Here is a 23,118-nt window from a genome sequence, read left to right on the forward strand (position 1 = left end):
GCTTCAAAATATCGTTGGATCATTTCTTATACGGATCGGCGGCATCGCGCATCCCGTCGCCCAGGAAGTTGTAGGTCAGCACGGTCAGAATGACGATGCCAAGCGGGAACAGCTTCCACGGATACAGGGCGACGTTCTCAATCTGCTGGGCTTCCTGCAGCAACACGCCCCAACTTGTGGCAGGGGAACGGATGCCAAGGCCCAGGAAGCTCATCGCCGTTTCGGAGAGAATCATGCCGGGAATCGCCAGCGTCGTCGCGACGACAAGGTAGCTGATGAAGCCCGGCAGCAGATGCTTAATAATAATTTTCGTATCGCTGACCCCGGCGATTTTGGCTGCAACGACGTAGTCTTCATTTTTCAACGAGATGAACTTGCCTCGGACGACACGCGCCAGATCGGTCCAACCGATCAGCGCGAAGATGATCACGATGTAGAGATACATCGTGACGACCGGAATGCGCGGCGGTATCGCTGCCGATAACGCCATCCACAACGGAAGCGTCGGGAACGAGCGGATAATCTCGATGATCCGTTGGATAAGCGAATCAATCCAGCCACCGAAGTAGCCGGAGATTCCGCCGAGAATGAGGCCGATTACGAAGCTGATGCCTACCCCGACCAGCGGGATCGACAGCGAGATTTGACTGCCAAGCACAATGCGGGAGAATAAATCCCGGCCCATACCGTCCGTTCCGAGCATGAAAATCCGGCCCGGCTGCTCGACCCCCAGCAGGTGGACGTCGGTGCGGAACAAGCCGAGAAATTTATATTCCTCTCCTTTGACAAACAATTGCAGCGGATATCTCTTCTCCTCGTTATTGACGAATATTTTGCGCATCGTCTCGGGATCACGCTCGGATTTTAATTCATAGACAAAGGGACGAAGATGGAATTTCCCCTCGGCGTCAACGAAGCGCGGCAGTGTCGGCGGCGCGTTAACGTATTTACTGTCATAGCTTTGCAGGCTATACGGCGCGATGAATTGGGCCAGCAGCGCGACAATATACAGGATCCCGAGAATAACCAGGCTGACCCGTGCCAGCTTGTGCCTCTTGAACCGCAAGTACATCAGCTTCCATTGCGAGCTGTAGTTCAGGTCCGATTTGTCGTCCTGCTTGCCCGGCCTTGGGACTTTGGCGGTTGTCGGAACTTTCTTCTTAAATATCGTCGATGTGTTCATCGTTAGTTACCTCTGAACTCTGTACGGATTTTTGGATCAAGCCAAGCCAACAAAATATCCGAGATCAACGTTCCCAGCACGGTGAGCAACGCCATAAACAGCAGCCATGATCCGGCTAAGTACATGTCTTGGCCCAGCAGGGCATTGTACATAACCGGCCCTTGGATCGGAAGATTCAGAACGATCGCGGTAATGGTCGAACCCGTAAAAATGGAAGACAGCGACCAGCCGAGCGTACTTACGATTGGGTTTAAGGCAGCGCGTGTCGGATATTTGAACAGAATTTTCAGATTCGATACGCCCTTCGCGCGGGCGGTTACGATATTCGGCTTATTCAGTTCGTCGAGCATCTGGCCTCTCATGACGCGGATCAGATCCGCGGTATGGGCAATCCCGATAACGATGACCGGGATGATTAAGTGCTTCATCAAATCGACGACTTTATCCATAGACCACGGCGCATTGACATATTCGGGCGAGAACAGTCCCAGCAACGGGTCCCCAAACCATTTGTAGGAGAAGAACATCAGAATTATAGCCAGCAGGAAGTTCGGTGTCGCCATGCCGATAAAGCTGATTCCCGAGAAGAAATAGTCCCCTGCGGAATACTGCTTCACGGCGGTATAGATACCGATAGGGATCGCAACGATATAATGAAAAAACAACGTAACGAACGAGACGACGAGCGTAAGGCCCATATACTGCTTGACAACATCTAGAACCGGTTTGTTGTAGCTAAACGAAAAGCCGAAATCGCCGTGCAGTACGATTTTTTTGATCCAGACCGCATATTGCTCGTATACCGGACCGCTTAGCCCCAGGTTATCTCTCATCTCATCCATTTCCTCCGCCGTCATGTTGTCGCCCGCGGCCGCCATTTGCGCCGCATAGGTGGACACGTAGTCCCCGGGAGGTAGTTGGATAATATAGAAGACGATAAACGAGATCAGGATGACGACGGGAATGGCCAATAAAATGCGCTTGAGAATATATTGAAGCATCTGTGATCTGTCCCCTCCAATGCGATTTCGCGCGTTCCCGGCATGGAGACGCGGCAACGTGAAACTTGGATTCCCCGCCGCCGCCTCCCTGTGTTACCGAGTTACTGCTTCAGATAAAACTGCGCCGGATGCCCGTGACCTAAGGAACGGAATTCGTCCGCCCACACGGCCTTCTCGGGAACATTCCGCATCTTATTGCTGGCCACAACCAGCGTCGGCGTCGGACCGGCGTAGCCGATCACCCATTGATTATCCATATGAACTTTATAGATCTCGCCGGCTATGCGGTTGATCTCATCCTTGGAGTTGCTGGCTTTCAGTTGTGACCAGAGCTCAAGGATTTTGGCGACATCGCCTTCCGGCTTCACGCCCTCTTTGCCGCCCGACTCCGTATACAAACCGTAATGTCCGAACCATGGCGTGATAACGCGCAGCGGTACGAGCGTATCCGGACGGAATGCAACGTTCGCCACGGAAATCGCTTCGGTGTTAATGGGGACTTCATTCGCGTACTTCATATCCGTAAACGCGCCGGACTCGACGACCTTGACGTTAAACTTCAATCCCATATCTTCGAAATACTTCTTCAACAGCTCCAAGAAGGAGTCTGCGTTCGTACTCGATTCAATATCAGTCAAGGTAAGATCCGATCCGTCCGGGAACGTGCGGAAGCCATCCTTGCCGCGTTTCAAGCCGATTTCATCCAGCAACTGGTTCGCGCGGTCCGGGTCGAACTCGGCCCACTTCTGTGCCCATCCCTCCTGGTAGCCGAACACGCCTTCCGGAACAGAAGCCTGAACCGGGTCGGCGATGCCGTTGGTCACGATTTCGGTTATCTCGTTGCGATCAACCCCGATCGAGAGCGCCTCGCGGAAGCGGATATCCTGGAACAGCTGGCGCAGCTTCGGATCTTTCGTGGTCTGGTTCAGCTGGATACCCGCACTCGTCCAGCTTGGCTGCGTCCACGGCAGGACGCGGAAGTCCCCCTTCTTCTCGTTTTCCTTCAGAATCGTAAAGTCTTTCGCGCCGTAAGTCGCCAAATTATAGTTGCCAGCCAGCGTACCGAGCAGAATTTGGCTCGGATCTTGAACTTTCGTCACGACAATGCGATCCAAGTAAGGCAGTTGATGGCCTTCGGAGTCGGTTTTCCAGTAGTACGGATTGCGCTGCATCACGAACTGGTCGCTATTCGGATCTGTGCTTGCAACCCAGGCGCGCAGCGTTGGAATTTGTGGGTGCAGCCAGTAGTAGTAACCGGTATCAACGAGAAACGCTTTCGTATCCTCATACCCCCATTCCTTGGCAATTTCAGCTGTTTTCGCCTCGCCGACGAACTCTGGAAGAATTGTCTTGTGGAAGTGCGCCGGCGCGAAGAACCACTTATTATCAATCGCGACCCGCTCGAGGAATTGCACGCTCGGATACTTGTGCGTAACGGTGAACGTATAGTCGTCAACCTTCTTCACTTCGGCCAGCGCTTTCTCACCCGTTATCGGATCAACCGAATAGTAGGCGTCATAGATCTTCTTGCCGAACGTTTCCTTGGTCAGCATGTGCTCCCAATAAAACAACACGTCGTCGGCCGTAAACGGCACGCCGTCCGACCATTTCATGCCTTTACGCAGATGGATCGTGAACACCGTGGAGTCCTCATTCACCTCGTAGCTCTTGGCAACGTTTGGCTCAACCCCAGTACCGTCCGCGTTGAAGCGGAACAAGGCTTCCTCCGTCGGCTGTCCGACGGCCCATTTGTCGCCGGGTCCCGTCCAAGCCATCGTCCAGTCTCCGCCGTATTGGCCGATTTCCTGGGCGACCTGCTCGACCATAACGTCCCCTGCTGCCGGCATCCGCGCTTCCAGCTTTGGCAGCTTCCCCTCCTCCACGAGTTTAGCGAGCGCGGGAGCTTCCTTACTGTTCGCACTGACACCGCTAGCCACGGGCTTCGATTCTTCGGCCTTCTGGGAATCGTTAGACTTCGCAGTGTCGGGCGCCGCCGCGTTATTCCCATCGCATCCCGCGAATATGACAGCTATCGTTAAAAGAAGTGCCCACAACATTCCGGACTTTTTCATATAACCCCTCCATTAATGATTTAACGTCCTGTCCTGCTCCTTCTTGCTGTCACTTTAACACTTCGCGCGCTCCGGCCTCACCTCCCCAGCTGTTAGGAGTAGCTTCAAATAGGTCCTTATCCGGGCCGTTGGATTGGGATCTTTGCTCACCTCGTTTAATGTAAGCGCTTTACATTATGGTTTAAGCAAAATTCATTCGATTCTAAATGAAGTGATGCGCACTGCGTCGGTGTTTGGAAAAGGCAATGATGTCTGGCAAGATGCATTTCATGCGGAGATTATGATGGGTTCGACTAGATGGTGTGTGGGAATTACGATGGATAGAACGAAATGCGTTGGTGTGTGGAGATTGCGACGATGTAGGTTGGGCACGATGCCCTAGGCCGGCCTTAACGGCCGGCGGCTTCGTGCAGTGATGGACCTGTGGATTCCCGGACGACGAGCTTGGGTTGCATCACGATCCGTTGTCTGATGGCGTCTGTCACCCCGTCCGGCGAAGAGAGGAGCAAGCCGAAGGCAAGCTTAGCCATTTCATCCGTCGGCTGGGCGATCGTTGTCAGCGACGGGTTCGTGACGGTTGATAAAATCGTGTTGTCAAAGCCGATGATCGACAACTTCTCAGGAACGCGAACGCCGCATTCCCTGGCCGCCTGCAACGCCCCGATCGCCAGCATGTCATTGCAGCAGAAGATCGCCGTTGGCGGATTCGGCCCGCCAAGCAATAACTCTGCCGCTCGTTTGCCGTCCTTGATCGTGGAACGGCAGGCGACGATCCGTTCATCGTCCAGCGTTTTGCCCGCCTCGAACAAGGCAAACCGAAACCCTCTCACACGCTCTTTACTGCTGCTAAATTTGGCGTTCTCGGACAAGATCGCTATGTTTTCGTGCCCCAGCTGCAGCAGATGTCCGGCAGCCAACGAGCCGCCTTTGAAGTCATCCGTCAGCACGCTATGCACGGCGATGTCCGGCGTCTCCCGGGCGATCATGACGATCGGAACGGAATTCTCGGACAGTTGAGCGATGATGTTCGCGTTTTCCACACCGGTGCCAATCAGAACGCCGTCGACGCTTTTCTGCTCCAGTAGCTTGATATACTTCTCGATGCGTTCATCATTATTATCCGTGCTGCACACGATCACGCTGTATCCTTCCTCATGGGCCATGTCCTCCACGGCCCGGGCAATTTCGGAGAAGAACGGATTCGACACATCGGGAATCAGAAGCCCCAGCGTATACGTCTTCTTCCCCATCAAGGCGGAAGCGATGACGCTTGGCTTGTATTGGAGACGGTTCATCACCTTAAATATTTCTTCTCGCTTCTTCTTGCCTACGTTGCCTTTGCCGTTAATGACGTTGGAGACGGTCGCAATGGACACTCCCGCTTCTTTGGCTACGTCGTAAATCGTTGTCGCTTTCATACCCAACCTCGTTCATAATCGGATGAATTCGTACGAGCGTTGCCGCTCTATTGTGCTATTATCCGATGATTTCTTTCCCTTTGCAAATGTTCATTCTTGTCTGTCCTCACGCGTGCGCAGCGGATCAAGCGTCCATGCGTGGTCCGGATCGTTGTGAATCCTCCAAACGCGAACAGGGCCGGCCATGACGTTAAGATAGTAGACCTCATACCCCGGAGGCGCAGATACCGGATGATACCCCTTTGGCACGAGCACCGTCTCGCCGTTCTTCACCGCAAGCGTCGAGTCGAGCGAGCCGTCGTCCGTGTATACGCGTTGAACGGCAAACCCTTGCGGCGGATTCACCCGGTAATAATACGTCTCCTCCAGAAGCGATTCATCCGGCAGGGCGTCTTGGTCGTGCTTGTGCGGGGGATAGCTGGACCAATGTCCCGGAGGTGTAAACACCTCGACGACAAGCAGGCTGTCCGCGGATTGCTGTTCGGGCAAAATATGGTGAATATCACGTCTCGTCGCGCCTTCTCCCCTGACTTCGACGCGGATATCCTCCGGCCCAATCCAGCGCGCCGGATGGCCGCCGTTCCGATCCGGCGCATGGCAGATCGCCAGCTCCGTTTCGGTCAAAGCCTCGACTTGGTACCGATTGCCGCCCGGCACGTAAACTGCATGCGGAGGAATGCGTTCGAATACGCTCATTCGCTCGCCGATCGCCTCCCACGTGGACTCCGCGGTAGATACATTTACCTTCCCTTCCAATATGACGAGGCAGTACTCGCGTTCCTCCGTATCCCTTTCGATTCTCTCCCCAGGATTCAGCCGATGTACGTCAAACCCGACATAACTCCAACCGGCAGACACTGGCGTAACCGATAACAAGGGGTGTTCCCCCGACACTCCCGTGTCGGGACGAACGATCAAGTTCGACATTCCCTCATCTCCCTTCGCATCCGGCATGGATGGATCCGGCGATGTCCAGCTCCGACAGCTTGACAATTCGGCGCTCCCGGAGCGACAGCTTCGCCGCCCGAGCGATCCGCTCCGCTTGCCAGCCGTCCTCCCCGTTAACCGGAACCGAATTGCCACTTAGCACACTGTCTACAAATTGCTGCGTCTCCAGCACGTAGGCCTCGTTATAACGCTCCAGGAAGAAGTGCAACGGCTTGTCGCCATGCACGCCTTCCGACGTGCTGAGTGCCACCGTATTGGCGTGATCGTTGTCAGCGCTGGCCGCTCCAAGGTTGCCGAACGCTTCCACGCGCTGGTCGTAGCCGTACGCCGCTTGACGACTGCAATCGATGACGCCAAGCGCACCATTTGCGAAGCGCAGCGTCACGACGGCCGTATCGACATCCTCGTATTTCGCAAATACAGGGTCGACGAGCACGCCGCCGTATGCGAACACTTCCTCTACCTCGCTGCCGGACAAATAACGCGCCATATCAAAGTCATGGATCATCATATCCATGAAGATACCGCCGGATACCGCGATATAGGATTCCGGAGGCGGACTCGGGTCGCGGGACGTAATTTTAATGAGGTGTACATCGCCGATCGCTCCCGACTCGACATGCTCCCGAACTCGGCGGAAATTGTGGTCAAAGCGACGATTGAAGCCAACCTGCAGCTTCACGCCGGCGCGGCGCACTTCCTCCAGCGCTTCCTCCGTCTGCCGGATATCCATGCTGATCGGCTTCTCGCAAAAGATATGCTTGCCGCTTCTCGCGGCGCTCTCGATGAGCGGAACATGGCTGTCTGTGGACGAGCAGATAAAGATCGCATCGATATCGGGATGATGAATAATCGCGTTGCTGTCGGCCGTTACGATCGGAATATCCCTCTCCTGCGCCCATTCCACCAATTCGGCATTCGCGTACAAATCGCTGATTGCGACGACCTCCGCTCGCTGCAGCTTTCTCAGATTATCGACGTGGATTTTGCCGATTCTCCCGACACCGATGACGCCAATCCTTATTTTGTCCATGTAGTCTCTCCCCCTGCTTCAGCCTGGTCACGACCAGCGAGCGGTCACCATTTTTTTGCGCGTATAAAATTCGACCCCGTCTGTGCCGTTCGCATGCAGGTCGCCGTAGAATGAATTCTTGTAACCGGAGAACGGGAAAAATGCCATCGGAGCAGGAACGCCCAAATTGATTCCAAGCATTCCGGCGTCGATCGTCTCCCGGAACTTACGAACGCTGGCGCCGCTACTCGTGAACAAGCAAGCGCCGTTTGCGAACTCCGAGCGATTGGCGATCTCGACCGCTTCCTGGAGCGTCTCGGCCCGCATAACCGACAAGACCGGCGCGAATATCTCCTCCCGGCCGATCGCCATCTCGCCGTTCACCCGATCGAAGATCGTTGGGCCGAGGAAGTAGCCATCTTCGCTGGCCGCATCAACGCCGCGACCGTCTCTGACGAGCACTGCTCCTTCGGCGACGCCGCTTTCGATATAGCGGATCGTCCGTTCCTTGTGCGTCTGCCGGATGACCGGGCCAAGGAACACGCCTTCGTCGAGACCGTTGCCGATCGTTATCTTATCTGCGGCGGCGGACAGCCTGGCGACGAGGTCATCCGCGATCTTGCCAACGGCGATGACAACGGCACAAGCCATGCAGCGCTCACCCGCCGAGCCGAACGCCGCGCTCACGATTTCCTTGACCGCAAGGTCCAGATCCGCGTCCGGCATGACGATCGAATGGTTCTTGGCCCCGGCCAATGCCTGAACGCGTTTGCCATTTGCCGCGCCGGTCGTGTACACGTATTCGGCGACCGGCTGCGATCCGACGAACGAGATCGCCTTGACGCCGGGATGCCGCAGCAAACCGTTCACGACATCATGCGCGCCGTGTACGACGTTCAGCACGCCTGACGGTAAGCCGGCCTCATGAAACAGCTCAGCCAGTCGGTTCGCCAGCAGCGGCGTCCGCTCGGACGGCTTGAGCACGAAGGTATTGCCGCACGCGACGGCTAGCGGGAACATCCAGCAAGGCACCATCATCGGGAAATTAAATGGCGTAATGCCGCCAACGACCCCCAGCGGATAGCGGTACATGCCGGATTCAAGGTTGGAAGCGATGTCCGGCAGCTGTTTCCCCATCATGAGCGTAGGCGCGCCTGCGGCGAATTCCACGCACTCGATGCCGCGCAGCACCTCACCATGGGCTTCACCGAAGCTTTTGCCGTTCTCCAGCGTAATGAGTCGGGCCAATTCATCCCAATGCTCTACGAGCAGCTGCTGATACCTGAACAGCACCCGCGCGCGTCGCGGGACGGGCGTCTGGCTCCAGGCCGCGTAAGCCTCCGCCGCGGCGGTAACCGCCACATCAACATCCGCCGGCGTGGATAACGGTACCTTCGCCAGCGTTTCTCCCGTTGCCGGGTTGTAGACATCCTCCGTCTGGCTGGATGCGGACGCGACCCAATGTCCGCCGATCCAGTTCTTAAGCGTTGAGTTCATAGCCCATGTTCTCCCCGTTTCTATAGGCCGGCGCACTTCGCGTCAACCGGCTGTAATTTCCCCGCGCTCGCAGCGCCGGATGTAATCCTCAACCGCCGCGGCGGTTGGCATCGCGTCCGAACAGCTGTGACTCGAGATGACCATACTCGCCGCCGCCCCGCCAAAAGACATGCTCCGAGCAACGTCCCAGCCGGACATCAGGCCATGGATGAAGCTGGAAGCATAAGCATCGCCCGCCCCAAACGTCTTAATGACGTTCGCTGGATACGACGGAGCGCGATGCTCCAGACCATCCTTCGTATAGGCGATGGAGCCCTCCTTGCCATGCTTGATGACGACGAGCTTCGCACCGCGCTCGAACCACTTGGCTGCGGTGTACCGGTCACTGCGGTCTGAATCACGTTCAAATCGCTCCAGGCTGTCGAATTCCTCACGGGTGCCGATAAGGATGTCGCTTTTCTCGGCGACAAGATGGCCGTACACCGCCGTCTCCTCCGGCGAACGCCAAGTATAAGGCCGATAGTCGATATCGAAGGCTACCGGAGTCCCGTGAGCGTGGGCATACTCCAGCGCAACGAACACCGCCTCCCGCGACGGAGTTGCGGCAAGCGCCGTACCCGAGATCAGCAGCACTCTGCTGTCCGAGATCAGCAACTCGTCAACCTCTGTCGGACTAAGCTTCAAATCGGCTACGTTATCCCGGTACATCAGGATGCTGCAATCGGTAGGACTCTTGATTTCGGTGAACGCAAGCCCGGTTACCGCGCCGGTGCGGTCTGTCGAGACAGCGCTGTCATCGATCCCGTTATCCCGCAGGTACGAACGAATGAACCGGCCCATCTGATCATCGGCCAACTTGCCAATGAATGCGACGCGCCGACCAAGCCGGCTCATGCCGATCGCAATATTCGCAGGCGAGCCCCCGACATACTTGGTGAACGTCATCGTCTGCTCCATCGGGCGATTGATTTCTTTTGCGTTCATGTCAATACACAGCCGCCCGAGCGCAGTGAGGTCGAACCTCCGATTCTCCGGGAACAGCGAAACCAACGTTGTCATGCCAGATCCCCTCCTTGAACCGGATTCAGCGAATGCAGATAGGCAAGCGCCCGGGCAGCGTATTCACGCGGCGGATGTTCCGCCGGATCCTGCTCACCCTCGAGCATGGCCCAGCCGTTGTAGCCGCGGCCGACCAGTTCGGCGAGGATCGGCCGAAAGTCAATGCAGCCATCGCCCGGGACGGTGAATACCCCCTCACGAATACAGGTGACGAAGTCGGAGCCCGCTTCCTTCGCCTGGCGCAGCCTGTCGGCGCGCACGTCCTTCAGATGAACGTAGGCAACACGGTCGTAATGCTTGCGGAGCAGTGTCAGAGGGTCAGCCCCACCGTACAACGCGTGACCGGTATCGAACAGCAGCCACACGGATTCCGGATCGGTCAGCTCCATCAGCTTGTCGATCTCTTCGGGCCGTTCGACGACAGTGCCGCCGTGGTGGTGGTACGTCAGCTTCAGCCCGTAGTCGCGTGCAATTTGGCCGGCCGTGTTAAGCCCTTCGGCCAAGCTCTCCCATCCCGCATCGTCCAGCGGAATGATGATCCGCTCATTCGGAGTGCGACGCGGATCGAAGTGCAGGGAGCCGCCCACTTCGCAAGTGCTGATGACTTTGGCACCCATTTCCTTTAGAAACTTTGCGTGCTCCCGGTACGCCTCCAATTCCTGCTCGCGGTAGGCCGGATCGGAGAACAGCACCGACTTCCATTGCGAGACAAGCCGGATTCCGCGTCCGGATAATTCTTGCTTCAGCACGCCGGTCTCGGTCGGATACTTTCTCCCCATCTCCGTCCCCGTCAAGCCAAGCGCCTGTATATCATCCAAGATTTGCTCGTACGTGGTGTCGTTTCCATGCTCCTTGACGTCTTCTCCAACCCAATTAATTGGATGTACGCCCAAGCGAAAAGAAAAGCCTGCCATCGCGATCCCTCCCGTTGCGTCTCCGTTAATAAGCTCTCGCCTGTTGAATGCGTTCGCTCATTGCTTCGCTAGCCTTAACGACCCGCTCGCCCGTCGAGACGGCGGGAACACCGACGTTCCACCAGGACTCGTAGCCCCCCGTATTCGTGCCGGGCAACACCGCGACCTCAATCAGTGTCGTTCGCGTCTCCGCCTGTGCCAGGTGGAGCGCCTCACGAAGCTCTTCCGCGTTCGACGCTTTATAAGAAGCAGCTCCGAGACTGCGGGCATGCGCCGCATAATCGATCGGAAGCGGTGCGCCCGTGTAGCGGCCCGTGCCGTCCTCCCGATAACGGAATTCGTTACCGAATCCGTCGCTTCCATGTTCGCTTTGTAAGTTGTGAATGCACTGGAAGCCGTGGTTATCAAACAGCAGCACTGTGATTTTCCGCCCCTCCTGCAAGCTGGTAAGCAGCTCGGAATGAAGCATCAAATAGCTACCGTCCCCGACCAGGGCATAGACGTCCCGCAGCGGCTCCGCAAGCGAGACCCCGAAGGCGCCGCTCACTTCATAACCCATACAGGAGAAGCCATATTCCAGATGGTAGGCGTCCGATTGGGACACCCGCCACAGCCGCTGCAAGTCACCGGGCAGACTGCCCGACGCGCATACAATGACCGCGCCGTCGCCAATCGTCTCGTTGATCACCCCGAGTGCGCGCGTCTGTGCGAACCCGGCCTCATGCTCCAGTTCAAACAGACGGTCGACCTCACGATCCCATTCAGACTTGAGCACTTCAAGCTCCGTTTCGCCGTAAGCCGGAGTGTACCCCGTCTCCACCAATAATTCCGCGAGCGCCGGCAACGTCGCCTTCGCGTCTCCTGCTAGCGGGATACCGTCCAGCTTGGCGCCGTCCAACCGACTGACGTTCACATTCACATATAACGCGTCTTCTCGGTACGCCGACTTGGACGCGGTCGTGAAGTCGGAATACCTCGTACCGACCCCAATAACAAGATCGGCCTGATGCGCGAGCCGATTCGCGGCCAGTCCGCCGGTTACCCCCACACCGCCGACGTTAAGCGGGTGATTCCAGGGCAAGACGCCTTTGCCCGCCTGGGTCACCGCCACCGGAATGCCAAAGCGCTCCGCGAAGGCCGACAGCTCCGCCTCTGCCCCGGAATAACGCACGCCGCCGCCCGCGACGATGATCGGCCGGCACTTGGATGCGATGACTTCCGCCGCCCGGCGGAGAGCATTAGTAGACGGACATTGGCGTTCGATCACATGCACCCTCTTGTCAAAAAACGCCGCCGGGTAATCATAAGCTTCCGCCTGCACGTCCTGCGGAAGCGCAAGGGTTACCGTCCCCGTGTCCGCCGGGTCCGTTAGCACACGCATCGCGTTCAGCGCCGCAGTCATCAACTGCTCGGGACGAACGATGCGATCCCAATACTTGCTGACCGGCTTGAAGCAATCCGTCGCCGCGATCGTGTAATCATGTCCCGCCTCCAATTGCTGCAGCACGGGGTCGGGCTGCCGGGAAGCGAAGTTGTCGCCGGGCAGCAGCAGCAGCGGAATGCGGTTGACCGTCGCCGTCCCGGCTGCGGTCACCATGTTCAGCGCGCCAGGACCAATCGACGTCGTGCACGCGTAGATGCGCCGGCGGCGCGATTGTTTCGCAAACGCGATCGCCGCGTGAGCCATACCTTGTTCGTTCTTGCCTTGTACGAACGCGAGTCTTCCGGGGCTGCGCTCCAGCGCCTCGCCGATGCCGGTTACATTGCCATGGCCGAATATACCCATAACACCGGCAACGAACTTCATCTCAACACCATCGACGGAAACGTATTGACTGTCCAGAAACCTCAGCAACGCTTGTGCCATTGTAAGCCGGATCGTCTGCATTTCGTCCTCCCACCCATTCATTAATCGCTTAAAAATATAACGCTTTCAATTGTTTAAAATTTGCCCTATAGTAATTATGTAAAGCGCTTAATTCACTTTTTACTACAATTTTTAAGTAAACGCAATCATTTTTTATTTGGGAGGATGATAAATTTGAGTCATTCCCTGGAAGCCGCACATTGGGAAGCGGCCCTGCGTTATGCACCCGACCTTTATTTCGATGTATTGGAACCGTTCAAGCCGGATCGCGTTGGGGTCACCGTCTTCGAGGCGACCGCCCCGTCCCCTTCCTTCGACCGGGTCGTGGAAGTCGACGGCTCACAAACGGTGATGGCGATCGAGTACGCGATCTATTGGGACTATGACATTCAACATCTGTATGAGCTGGAGCATGTCTGGATCTTCGTTGGACCGGACGGGGACATCGTCCACTGTGAATGCAGCTCCCACGGGCATCGACTGATTGGGCTGTTGCGGGACCGCAGCAATTTGTCCTCCGACGGACGTGTCCAGCTGTTCTCCCAGCCGGGCAAGCATGCCATGTCGCCGATTGCCGAGTTCTTTCGACTCATGCCGACAGCGTCTTCGTGCTGCATGGAGGACGCGGGCAAGGACGGCTTGCTGGAGCCGGCCATGTTCCGCGGTGAGCTCCGAACGCGTCCGGACTCGGATCTGCTTGCCAGGCGATGCCTGCAGCAGTACCGCTTCCAACCCTCGTTCGAATATGCGCTGCACGAGTGGGACCCGTCGTTGTTCGTGTCTTGGGAGCAGCTTCGCCGGGAGATTCCGATCCGGCTGAACGCATTGCTGGTGTCGCTCGCGGGAGAGTGAGCCGACAAACCGAATCAACCCCGGCGTCGATTCACGATACCGGGGTTGGTTGACTTGGGCAAGAAATTCGATTTATTTAGTGAAGCGCTTAACAAACTATTCTATGTTTCGATTCACCCAAATAGAACAAAAAAATTTATCGTCGCCTGTCTCTTCCCGTTTAACCGGACCGCGGACGGCGTCCGAAAGTCTGCCCAAATCCGCGAGACAAGCCGCCTAACCACCGAGCCATCAGCACGCCACAGACCGCGCCTGTCGGTAGGCCCCAAAGCGGCGGAAACAGCTTGGCGCCAAGCGCCGCTGTCAGTACGACGACTGCCGGAAGCAGCAGCAGCGTCATTGCCGGGGCCGCGCTGCGATAGGCAAGCGATTCCTCCAACGGGAGGATCGACATGAGCTCACGATCAAAGAAGGCCCTCCGGTGGCCGCCCAGCCAATACATCAGCAGTAGAAGCATTGCGGCATAAACGATTAGATTCACGGCGGGATACGGCGGCAGCACGACGGCAGCCAGCCCGGCCAGCGTCATCTGGGCGTACAGCTTCCATTCGCTCCCGCGAAAGAAAGCTTTGACAAGCGCCTCGGCGATGCGGGCCTCCGGCTTCCGCGAGCGCGTCAAGCGGCGCAGGCGGCGGAACAGCCAAGGTTTGGAGCCGCCGGGCCGGGGCGCTTTCGGCCGCTCGACGGCCGAAGCAAGGAGCAGCGCGGTCAGCCTTGTGCGCTGCCGCTCCTCCTCGCGCACTTCGGCGTCAAAGCGGCCCCGCAGGCGGAAGCGGAGCCATCCGAGCGCGCCGGCAAGCAGCGCAAGCACCGGCAGGGCAACTCCGGCCGCCAATCCGGCCGGCCGCCCGGCGCCCGCCACAGCAGCCCAAGCGGCCCAGGCCCCGAACCCCGCCGCCAGCGCCGAATACGCCAGCGAACGCAGCAGGAGATGGCGCCAGCCTGTAGTTAATACGCCAAGCAGTTGCTGAATCAGCATCTGCACGATTTTTGCGGCATACGCTACCGCATATAACCCGGCAATGTCCGCCCAACCCATTCCGTAAACGCGAACCAACAGCGGGCTAAGCACGGCGATGACGGTTGCCAGCATGATGGCCTGAACGGCGGCGGAGGCAGCCAACCCGCGCAGCATTAATCCCGTGATCCACCGCGGGCGCTGCCGTAGGAACAGCACGTCGGCCGCTTCGATATAGAAGGAAATCCCTCCGCTGCTATACAGAAACAGCAGCAGCAAGATCGGGATAAACGGATAGGGCAAGTGAGCCAGCCAAGCCGGCAGGCCTTCCCGCCACAACCCATAATACGCCCGGCCGCCCAGCAGCAAGCCGGGAATGCCGAGATATAAAAGAATGATCCAATCAAACGTAAACTTTAGAACGCCCAACTTCTCCCGGAACCGTTCGCGCCAGCGCCGGGCGAATAAACGCCGAGCCGTCATCCGTGTCATGCTCTTCAATACTCCAGCCCCTCTCTCCGCTCTCTGCCATATACCGACATCGACCTCAAGTTAAGGCGTCGAAACAATCGAATAAGGAAGCGCTCGGCATGTTCGCCGCCGTCCGAATGTCGTCCAGTGAACCACTCGCCCTGACCCGGCCCTCCGAAATGAGGATCAACTCGTCGCAAATTCGTTCTGCCGTGTCCAACACGTGCGTGGACATCAGCACACCGGCGCCGCGGCGCCGCTCCTCCTCTAATAAGCCGAGAAAATCCTTGGTCGCCCGCGGGTCTAGTCCGATGAACGGCTCATCGACGATATATACATCGGGACGGCCGAGGAACCCGATCATCAGCATCATTTTCTGCCGCATCCCCTTCGAGAAACCACCCGGCAGCAGGTCCCGCGATTCGGTCATGCGGAACTTCTCCAGAAGCGCCCCAGCCTCCCGCACGAATTCGGGCTCGTCCATTCCGTATACGGCGGCGGCCAGCCCCAAATGCTCCCATAACGTCAGCGTATCATAAAAAACCGGTTGCTCCGGAATATAGGCATAATGATTCGCCTTGCCGTGAAATTCCACCGTGGCGTCTGCAAACGGAAGCAAGCCAAGGATTGCCTTCAGCGTCGTACTCTTCCCCGCCCCGTTTGGCCCAATGAGCCCGGTGAGCACACCGGGCTTGACAGCGAGCGAGATATTTTTGATGGCGGCATTCCCAGCCTCATACCCCGCTTGATCAATGTTCACTTCCAACCATGCTTGAGCTTGTTCCAAAAGAATCTCCTCGAATCTATGAGTCATTTCTTCCATTATAGTTCATCATGCGCTCTTGTACATGTCCGCGGCGCGACCGGGCAAACCTGCCGACGTTACGCCCCGATGGCCGGTTCGACTGCCACGCGGTCCCGCTTCATGATCGCCGGGGCAATCGTCAGCAACAGGAAACCAATGGCGGCCATCAGGCATCCCGACAAAATGAAGGCCGGCTCCGGCCCAAAGGCGGTGACCAGCGAACCTCCAAACAGCGGTCCGATCAACGTTGCGGTGGAAGTTAAGCTGGATACCGTTCCAAACACCCGGCCAGTCACAGCCTCGGGGGTCCGCTGTTGCAACATGACCTGAAACGGAATAAAGGTCATGCCGGCACCCAGTCCGGCAAATGCAAACAACGTCAGCATCAGTGCGGTCACCCCGTCGGTATGGGACAAGCGGCTTACGATGAAACCTGCTGCCGCAAACACCAACCCTAGCATAGCCCCGCCGAAACCCATTTTGAACAAAGGGGCGATGCGAAGCCGCTGCGTAAACCAGGCTGCCGTCAGGGTTCCTACCCCGCTAAACGTAATGCACCAGCCAAGCAGGTCATCGGACACCCCCGGAATCTCCCGAAACAGGACAACCGCTTGCGAGTCGGCGATTTGCAGGACGAGCAAGGTGGCACACAGGATCAGGGTTCCGAAGGCGAGCAATGGAATCCCTCCGATAATTTTGGCGCCGGCCGCCATTTCCGTCCAAAAACTTTGCTTGTTTTTGGCGGAAACCGGTTCCCCCGCTTCTCCCTCCATCGACTTCAACTGCTCCGCAGCCTCCCGCAGTTTACCCGGAACCTTGCTTAACAACAGCGCCGAAACGAGAAAGGTTCCCGCATCGACAACAAAGCACACCGTGACGCTAAAGGCCGCGGTCAGCATGCCGCCTAGGGCTGGCCCGATAATCTTGGTGCCCTGCTCGATGATTGCGCTGTAGGAAACGGCCTGATCCAGCTGCTCATGCGGCACGATTTCCTTGATTTTGCCGTTCTTCGCCGGGGAGAAGATCACGTCCAGAATCCCTTTGGCAATCAACAGGACGTACACCTGCCAGATTGCCGTCACGAATACGAAGCCCAGCAGGACCACAAACCGCACGAGATCCGAGAAGACCATCAGCTTCTTGCGTTCGATTCGGTCCGCAAGCATCCCGGCCAACGGCCCTCCCACGAGAACAGGCAGCACCATAAAAAGAGAAACCATCGTAATTTCCCAAGGCGTGGCTTGCCACTTCAGGCCAACCATCGTCAGTAACGCGAGTAAATACAGCCAATCGCCGATATTGGATACCAGTTGCGCCGACATCAGCGCTAAATAGGCGCGATTTTGCAACAGTCCGGACTTTTCACGGCTTTTCGTCTTATTCCCGAATCCCATCATTCTTCCCTCATCCCCTACTCCAAACGATTATGAAGTTATCTTAATGAATCCGAAGGGGCAATCCATCCGTCTGGGGACGGATTCGTCCCCTGTGCCGCAGGCTGAAATTTACAGAGGTCGCAAGGCGCAACGATAAACATTTATTTCCATTAAAAAAAGCGCAAATTGTGATAAATTATATTTTTTTTAATTCTGAAGTGTTTTAAGATTACAATAATTCGACCATGTAAAAAGATTCACAAATATAAAGTAAGGGCGGGATGCACATGATGACAACCGAAGAACGCGGAACGGACTTGTCGCTGCATTTGTACCGGGTTTTTGCCAAATCATTTAAGAGCGTCAACGAACACGCGGTCACGGGGAGCAAAATCCAGGGGTTTAACCCGACGGCTTTCGCCGTCCTGGAGGTTCTTTATTACAAAGGCTCACAGCCGATTCAGCAAATTGGGGCCAAGCTGCTACTCCAAAGCGGCAACGTGACTTACGTGATCGACAAGCTTGAGGCAGCAGGCTTGCTTCACCGGACGCCCTGTCCGCGTGACCGGCGCGTGATTTATGCCGAGTTGACGCCGAAAGGCAAAGAGTTGATGGATCAGCTGTATCCGGAATTTTCCGATCGCATCGACCATGCGCTTAGCGGGTTGAACGACGAAGAGAAGCAAATTATGATCGAACTGCTGAAGAAAATGGGCCGCGAAGCCGAGAAGCTCGCTCCCCTGTTGCGCAAATAAGACAAAAAGGCTGTAGCCGAGGTCATCGTAACGATGAACTTGGCAACAGCCTTTTTGTGAAGATCCGGGAGCAATTTCAATAGAATAGAGTGATGTAATCACCTTATTTCGCCGATCTCCCTAGATCCAGGCAAAATAAGGTGATTTTTTCACGTTATCCAGGTAAAAAAGAGTGTGAATTCGCCGACCTATGCCCAAATAAGGTGAAACCATCACTTTATTTGAAGCTTGAATCGCCACCCCCGCCTCAATAAGGTTAAAAAATCACGTTAAGGACGGAAGCCTAACTCCCTAAACTAATGGCTTGGATCCATATCCTTGTTGTGATCGCGATTGTTGATGTCCCGGTGCCGACGGTCATTCACCTTTTGCTGCATCTGCTGGGCCTGATGCGCATTCACCGGGGTCCGGTCCAAATCCTCAACCACGTTAGTCAAATTTTTGTCGATACCCGATTTGCTTCGTGCCATCGCGTTTGTCCTCGCTTTCTCTCCTTAAGGGTTCGTCATTGGCGACAATGCTTGCGCGCATTCATGGATATGACGGACGTAATCCCCGGTCAATTCCTGGATCTGCACGCTGTCCTCCGCTATGGTCTGCCCGTCCCGCTCCACATCGACCAGCTCAACGCGAATCTCGCGCGGGTCCATATAAGAGCATTGAAAATCAAAGGAAAAAAACTGATGTCCCGCCGCATTGATATGAATTCGCAGCCCCTGGGGGTTGGCCCCATCAGCCTGCACCTGCGCAGAGTCTCCCGGATTCAGATATTCCGGCAACTGCTTCTGCCAGGCATCCACCAGCGTGTGCTGGTCAATATTCATTTCTTTGTTCATAGTTACACCTCCCCTTTCCCGTTAAGGTGCGAAGAGGCGGGCTTTTTTATACCGGGATACGAAAAACAAGCTGCCGCCCTGTTTCAACAGGAATCGGCAGCTTGGGGAAGGCGAAGGCTGCGCCGGGAAGTTCAGGCGAATGGGACAAGCGCTAAGCTAAGCTCTGTCCACGGCGGGCTTGCTTGCCGTGGACTCGTCGTCCTCTTGCCCCGGGGCCCGGTTACGCAGCCCGAAAGCGCACAGGATGCCGGCAATCGCGATGACTGCCATCACGATAAACAACGTATGCAAGCTTTGCGCTAGAACCTGCTTCAGCTCTCCCCAAAGTTCGGGGGCTAGTAAATGGACTTTTTCGGGAGACAGCAGTTGGTCGATATCGTCCTGTGAAATCGGGACGCCCGCTGCTGTACCATTTTTCGTCTGGGCCGCGATCCGCAGATTAATTAAGGTGCCGAAGGCGGCGACACCAATTGTCTGCCCGATCGATTTGACGAACGAATTCAGCGCCGTGGAGGCGCCGCGGAGGCTGTATCCAACAGAGGACTGGGCGATGATGGTAAATACGGTGAACGAGAAACCAAACCCGATTCCGTACAATGCGTTAAAGATTAATAACGGCCAAATCGGCATTCCTTCGGTGATCATGGCCAATCCCGCCGCACCCAAGGCAATGATAATCATGCCGATCAGCGAAGTGTAGCGAGAGCCCCGGGAAATCAGCCAACGGCTGCCCAAGACGGAGCCCAGCATCCAGCCGATGGACATCGGGGCCAGCGCCAGCCCGGAAATCGTCGCGTTTTGGCCATGCACCCCTTGAATCCAAAGGGGGAGGTATGACGTTAAGCCGATCAGCAGTGCGCTGGCTAAAAGGCTGGTTAAATTCGAGAAAGCGATGTCGCCAATCCGGAACAACTTCAACGGCACGAGCGGTTCCACCGCCCGTTGTTCCGCAACGAAGAACAACACCAGAAAACAAGCCGCCACAGCAAAGATCCCGATCAGCCACGGCGAAGTCCAGGCCAACTGCTGCCCGCCCGTCGCCAGTCCGATTAGTACGGCGGATACACCTATCGTAAAGGTTGCCGCCCCCAGATAGTCCACCTTAACCTTGCGTTTCTCGATCCGCTCATGCAGATAAACGATGATGAAGTAAAGCGACAGCAAGCCAAACGGCACATTAAAGTAGAAGGCCCAGCGCCAATTCAGCGAATCCACGACATATCCCCCCAGAAGCGGACCAATCAGGGAGGAAATGCCCCAAACGGAGCTGATCCAGCCCTGGATTTTGGAGCGTTCCTCGATGGAGTAAATGTCGCCGATGATCGTAAACGTGACCGGAACGAGACCGCCGGCCCCGATCCCTTGTAGGGCGCGGAACCCGATCAGTTGCCCCATGCTTTGGGCCGTACCGGATAATATGGAGCCGGCCAAGAACAGCAGCGAGCTGATGACAAACACCGGCTTACGGCCGTACAGGTCACTGATTTTGCCGAAAATCGGCGTTGTGACGGACATCGTCAGCAGATAGGCGGTAAATACCCAACCGAGCAGCCGGGCTCCGCCGAGGTCGCCGACGATACGGGGGCCCGCCGGGCCAATGACGGTGCCTTCAATCGCAGCTAAAAACGTGGATAATAGCAAACCGGTCAAGATATAGTTACGTTTCAGTTTGGGTGCTTTCATGTTGAACGATACTTCCTTTCTCTACCATCCGTACAATGATTTCATAACCATTCATTATAGTAGAATGCCCGAAAAAAAGAAAGACGGACGGCAAACCCGGGTCCTGTTCCTGGATTGTCGTCCGAATCGTTATCGTGTGGCTAGCTCAGCTTCGTTTGCTCCAGCTCAGCTCCTCGTCTCTAAGCTGCCCTTCCGCCATTCGCCAGCGTTTGACGGGTTCGCCTTCAAACAACTCCGGTTCATGGGTGATCATGATCAGCGCGGCCCCCTCCCCCAGCGCCTCGCGGCATAAATTCGTGAGCAAGCGGACGCCGCCATAATCGATGCCCGCCGTTGGCTCATCAAGAATGTACAGCCGCTTCGGACAGATCATAACCGAGGCCGCACTCAGCAGGCGCTTCTCCCCGCCGCTTAACCAATACGGGGATTCGCCGGTTTTACCGGCTAAACCAATCGCTTCCAACATGCGTTCGGCCCGCTGTCGCAGCTCCTTTGGCACAGGATCCTGCGGTCTCAGCCGCAGTTCGGCGCGCGGGCTATAGAGCAGCTCGTCCCACACGGTTGAGGCGACGAATTGCTGCTCCGGCTGCTGAAACACGTAGCCGATCTCGGACGCCCTATCGTAAAGCGTCCGGCGGGCAGTGTCCCGGCCCTGCCAAAACACCGTACCTTTAGGTGGGGGCAGAAGGCCCATCAGCAAGCGGGACAACGTGGTTTTGCCGGAACCGTTGTCCCCGCACAGCAGCCGCCAGTCGCCAGGGTACAGCGTCAGGCGGACATCCCGCAGCACCGGCTCGGCCCCGCGGGCGAAAGCGTAGCTGAGCCCTCGCGCCTCGAGCAGGGGCGCGTGAGTCGCCGCCGATGCCGGCCCGGCGGCGGCGGCGAGGGTGGCGGGCCCCTCAGGGCCGCCGCCGCTGGAGCCAGGGCCTGCTGCCGCCGCCGATGGTTCGGCCGGCAGCAGGCCCAGCTCTTCCAGCCGCGCGCTCGCGCCGCGGCGGAGGGGCTCCGCCGGACCGTCCAACGTGACGGTTCCGGCGTCCAGCACGACGAGCCGCGGCGCAGCCAGCGCGAGCTCGTCCATCCGGCCGGACATCGTCACGATGGTCCGGCCTTCGCCGTGCAGGCGGCGCAGCAGCGCCAGCAGCCGCCGGCGCGAGGCGGCGTCGAGGCTGGCCGCCGCCTCGTCGAGCACGAGCAACGGCGGCTCCAGCGCCAGCACCGCCGCAATTGCCGTGCGCTGCCGCCCGCCGCCGGACAGCGCATGCACGGGCGTAAGGCGACGGGGCGTCATCGCCACCGCCGCCAGCGCATCCGTTACCCGCCGTTCCAACTCGGCGGCGGGGACGCGCAGGTTCTCCGGGCCGAAGGCGACTTCGTCTTCGACCCGGCCCTGCACGAGCTGCGCGTCGGGGTCCTGGAACACGACCCCAATACGCCGGGCCACCTCGCCGATCTCCGCTTCCGCGGGATCGACGCCGTCCACGAGCACTCGGCCCGTGCGGTTCCCTCCCCCGGTTCGGGGGAGATAACCGCTGATCAGCTGCGCCAGGGCCGATTTGCCGCTGCCGCTCGCGCCGACGAGCGCCACCCACTCCCCGCGTTCCACGGTGAGCGTCACGCCTTGCACCGCCGGAACCCCGTCCGGCTCGAACGCGTAGCTGACATTGTGCAGTTCCAGTGCGGGGCGCGACATCTTACGCTTCCATCCGGCGGCCTGCCGCGAAGCGGCGAAGAAGTCCGCTGCCCGCCAAGGCGTCACCAAGCAGCTTGACCAGCAAGCCGCATAAGACCATCCCGCTCAGTACCCGGACGACCAATGCGATCAGCAGGATATCCATTCCCCATTTCGTATAACCGAACATTTGGGCGGCGAAGAAGAACCACACCGGCACCATCGCGCCTCCCGTCACCATCAGCATCGGCCAACTCCATTTTTTATATCGCACAAGGGCAAAGGCTCCCTCCACGATCACCAAATAACAGGCAGCGGCCACGAAGCAGGACAAAATGCCGTACGCCGTTCCCATAAAAGCTTGGACAACCGCCCCGATACCGTAGGTAATCAAGGCCGTCCCCGGTTTGCGGATAATATAATACGCCAGCAATCCGTAGATCATATACAAACCGGTGATCGTCGAGGTGAGGATCGGTCCCCCCAACCCGTTCAACGCTTGATTCAGCGGCGACAGAAAAACTGTCATCACGGCATTCGCCGCGGCCAGCATGGCCATCAACACGATATCTAGTGTGGTAAAGCGCTGAAACGCCTTGCCCGAACTTGCTCCCTTCACATGAACCATCCTCTCATCGCTTTCGATTGTTAACCATAAAACATAATTTAGGTTAACAATCAATCGGCGTCAAGTCCTTTTTTTTGAACCGTTGCCCCTCTGCGTTAATCTCCCTGTGTC

General features: G+C 57.2%; 20 protein-coding genes and 1 pseudogene. 2 read left to right on the forward strand and 19 right to left on the reverse strand.

The genetic code is table 11. The features are described 5' to 3' along the window. Nucleotides 1–19: 19 nt before the first annotated feature. The 10 genes from KJS42_RS17205 to iolD form a co-directional block, all read right to left on the reverse strand. Nucleotides 20–1,183, reverse strand: a complete 1,164-nt coding sequence (locus tag KJS42_RS17205) for an ABC transporter permease (protein ID WP_193416606.1) — start codon at nt 1,181–1,183, stop codon at nt 20–22. 2 nt (nt 1,184–1,185) lie between these two features. Beyond that, a complete protein-coding gene (locus KJS42_RS17210; RefSeq protein ID WP_193416607.1) occupies nt 1,186–2,184 on the reverse strand; it encodes an ABC transporter permease in 999 nt (332 codons plus the stop codon). A gap of 101 nt (nt 2,185–2,285) precedes the next feature. Further along, nucleotides 2,286–4,256, reverse strand: a complete 1,971-nt coding sequence (locus tag KJS42_RS17215; RefSeq protein WP_213623582.1) for an ABC transporter substrate-binding protein — start codon at nt 4,254–4,256, stop codon at nt 2,286–2,288. 389 nt (nt 4,257–4,645) lie between these two features. Continuing rightward, nucleotides 4,646–5,674, reverse strand: coding sequence for a LacI family DNA-binding transcriptional regulator (locus KJS42_RS17220; RefSeq protein ID WP_193416609.1), 1,029 nt, complete (start codon nt 5,672–5,674; stop codon nt 4,646–4,648). A gap of 90 nt (nt 5,675–5,764) precedes the next feature. Further along, nucleotides 5,765–6,601, reverse strand: a complete 837-nt coding sequence (gene iolB / locus KJS42_RS17225; protein WP_213623583.1) for a 5-deoxy-glucuronate isomerase — start codon at nt 6,599–6,601, stop codon at nt 5,765–5,767. A 4-nt stretch (nt 6,602–6,605) separates the two neighbouring features. Continuing rightward, nucleotides 6,606–7,655, reverse strand: coding sequence for an inositol 2-dehydrogenase (gene iolG / locus KJS42_RS17230; protein WP_213623584.1), 1,050 nt, complete (start codon nt 7,653–7,655; stop codon nt 6,606–6,608). 27 nt (nt 7,656–7,682) lie between these two features. Next, nucleotides 7,683–9,131, reverse strand: a complete 1,449-nt coding sequence (locus KJS42_RS17235; protein ID WP_213623585.1) for a CoA-acylating methylmalonate-semialdehyde dehydrogenase — start codon at nt 9,129–9,131, stop codon at nt 7,683–7,685. Between the two features lie 42 nt (nt 9,132–9,173). Beyond that, entirely contained in the window at nt 9,174–10,190 is a 1,017-nt protein-coding gene (gene iolC, locus KJS42_RS17240; protein ID WP_213623586.1) for a 5-dehydro-2-deoxygluconokinase, read from the reverse strand. Then, nucleotides 10,187–11,104 carry a myo-inosose-2 dehydratase gene (gene iolE, locus KJS42_RS17245; RefSeq protein ID WP_213623587.1) on the reverse strand — a complete coding sequence of 306 codons (918 nt, stop codon included), beginning with the start codon at nt 11,102–11,104 and terminating at the stop codon, nt 10,187–10,189. The genes iolC and iolE overlap by 4 nt, the downstream gene beginning before the upstream one ends. A 25-nt stretch (nt 11,105–11,129) precedes the next feature. Beyond that, entirely contained in the window at nt 11,130–12,992 is a 1,863-nt protein-coding gene (gene iolD / locus KJS42_RS17250) for a 3D-(3,5/4)-trihydroxycyclohexane-1,2-dione acylhydrolase (decyclizing) (RefSeq protein WP_213623588.1), read from the reverse strand. Nucleotides 12,993–13,145: 153 nt separating this feature from the next. On the opposite strand from iolD, the gene KJS42_RS17255 reads away from it, so the two are divergent. Further along, a complete protein-coding gene (locus tag KJS42_RS17255) occupies nt 13,146–13,823 on the forward strand; it encodes a hypothetical protein (protein ID WP_244868535.1) in 678 nt (225 codons plus the stop codon). Nucleotides 13,824–13,983: 160 nt separating this feature from the next. On the opposite strand, the gene KJS42_RS17260 is transcribed toward KJS42_RS17255, so the two are convergent. The 3 genes from KJS42_RS17260 to KJS42_RS17270 form a co-directional block, all read right to left on the reverse strand. Then, a complete protein-coding gene (locus KJS42_RS17260; protein ID WP_213623590.1) occupies nt 13,984–15,273 on the reverse strand; it encodes an ABC transporter permease in 1,290 nt (429 codons plus the stop codon). Nucleotides 15,274–15,328: 55 nt separating this feature from the next. Then, nucleotides 15,329–16,039 (reverse strand): ABC transporter ATP-binding protein, encoded by a 711-nt coding sequence (locus tag KJS42_RS17265; protein WP_280516415.1) that lies wholly within the window; start codon nt 16,037–16,039, stop codon nt 15,329–15,331. 95 nt (nt 16,040–16,134) lie between these two features. Next, nucleotides 16,135–17,454, reverse strand: a complete 1,320-nt coding sequence (locus KJS42_RS17270; RefSeq protein WP_193416618.1) for an MFS transporter — start codon at nt 17,452–17,454, stop codon at nt 16,135–16,137. 266 nt (nt 17,455–17,720) lie between these two features. Between KJS42_RS17270 and KJS42_RS17275 the strand changes: the two genes are divergently transcribed. Continuing rightward, the gene (locus KJS42_RS17275; protein WP_155607251.1) at nt 17,721–18,188 is read left to right on the forward strand and encodes a MarR family winged helix-turn-helix transcriptional regulator; all 468 of its coding nucleotides are present in this window, start codon (nt 17,721–17,723) and stop codon (nt 18,186–18,188) included. Between the two features lie 296 nt (nt 18,189–18,484). Here KJS42_RS17275 and KJS42_RS17280 read toward each other — a convergent pair whose 3' ends face one another. The 6 genes and pseudogenes from KJS42_RS17280 to KJS42_RS17300 form a co-directional block, all read right to left on the reverse strand. Beyond that, the gene (locus tag KJS42_RS17280; protein WP_167521246.1) at nt 18,485–18,658 is read right to left on the reverse strand and encodes a hypothetical protein; all 174 of its coding nucleotides are present in this window, start codon (nt 18,656–18,658) and stop codon (nt 18,485–18,487) included. Between the two features lie 24 nt (nt 18,659–18,682). Beyond that, nucleotides 18,683–19,024, reverse strand: coding sequence for a hypothetical protein (locus tag KJS42_RS17285; RefSeq protein ID WP_213623591.1), 342 nt, complete (start codon nt 19,022–19,024; stop codon nt 18,683–18,685). Nucleotides 19,025–19,180: 156 nt separating this feature from the next. Continuing rightward, a complete protein-coding gene (locus tag KJS42_RS17290) occupies nt 19,181–20,707 on the reverse strand; it encodes an MDR family MFS transporter (protein ID WP_213623592.1) in 1,527 nt (508 codons plus the stop codon). A gap of 145 nt (nt 20,708–20,852) precedes the next feature. Continuing rightward, nucleotides 20,853–21,800, reverse strand: a complete 948-nt coding sequence (locus KJS42_RS23220) for an ABC transporter ATP-binding protein (protein WP_244868541.1) — start codon at nt 21,798–21,800, stop codon at nt 20,853–20,855. A 93-nt stretch (nt 21,801–21,893) separates the two neighbouring features. Continuing rightward, a pseudogene (locus KJS42_RS23375) lies at nt 21,894–22,400 on the reverse strand (energy-coupling factor ABC transporter ATP-binding protein); the annotation flags it as partial. 1 nt (nt 22,401) lies between these two features. After that, nucleotides 22,402–23,007 carry an ECF transporter S component gene (locus tag KJS42_RS17300; RefSeq protein ID WP_155607254.1) on the reverse strand — a complete coding sequence of 202 codons (606 nt, stop codon included), beginning with the start codon at nt 23,005–23,007 and terminating at the stop codon, nt 22,402–22,404. Nucleotides 23,008–23,118 lie beyond the last annotated feature (111 nt).

Source organism: Paenibacillus sp. J53TS2 (assembly GCF_018403305.1).
Lineage (GTDB): Bacteria > Bacillota > Bacilli > Paenibacillales > Paenibacillaceae > Fontibacillus > Fontibacillus rhizolycopersici.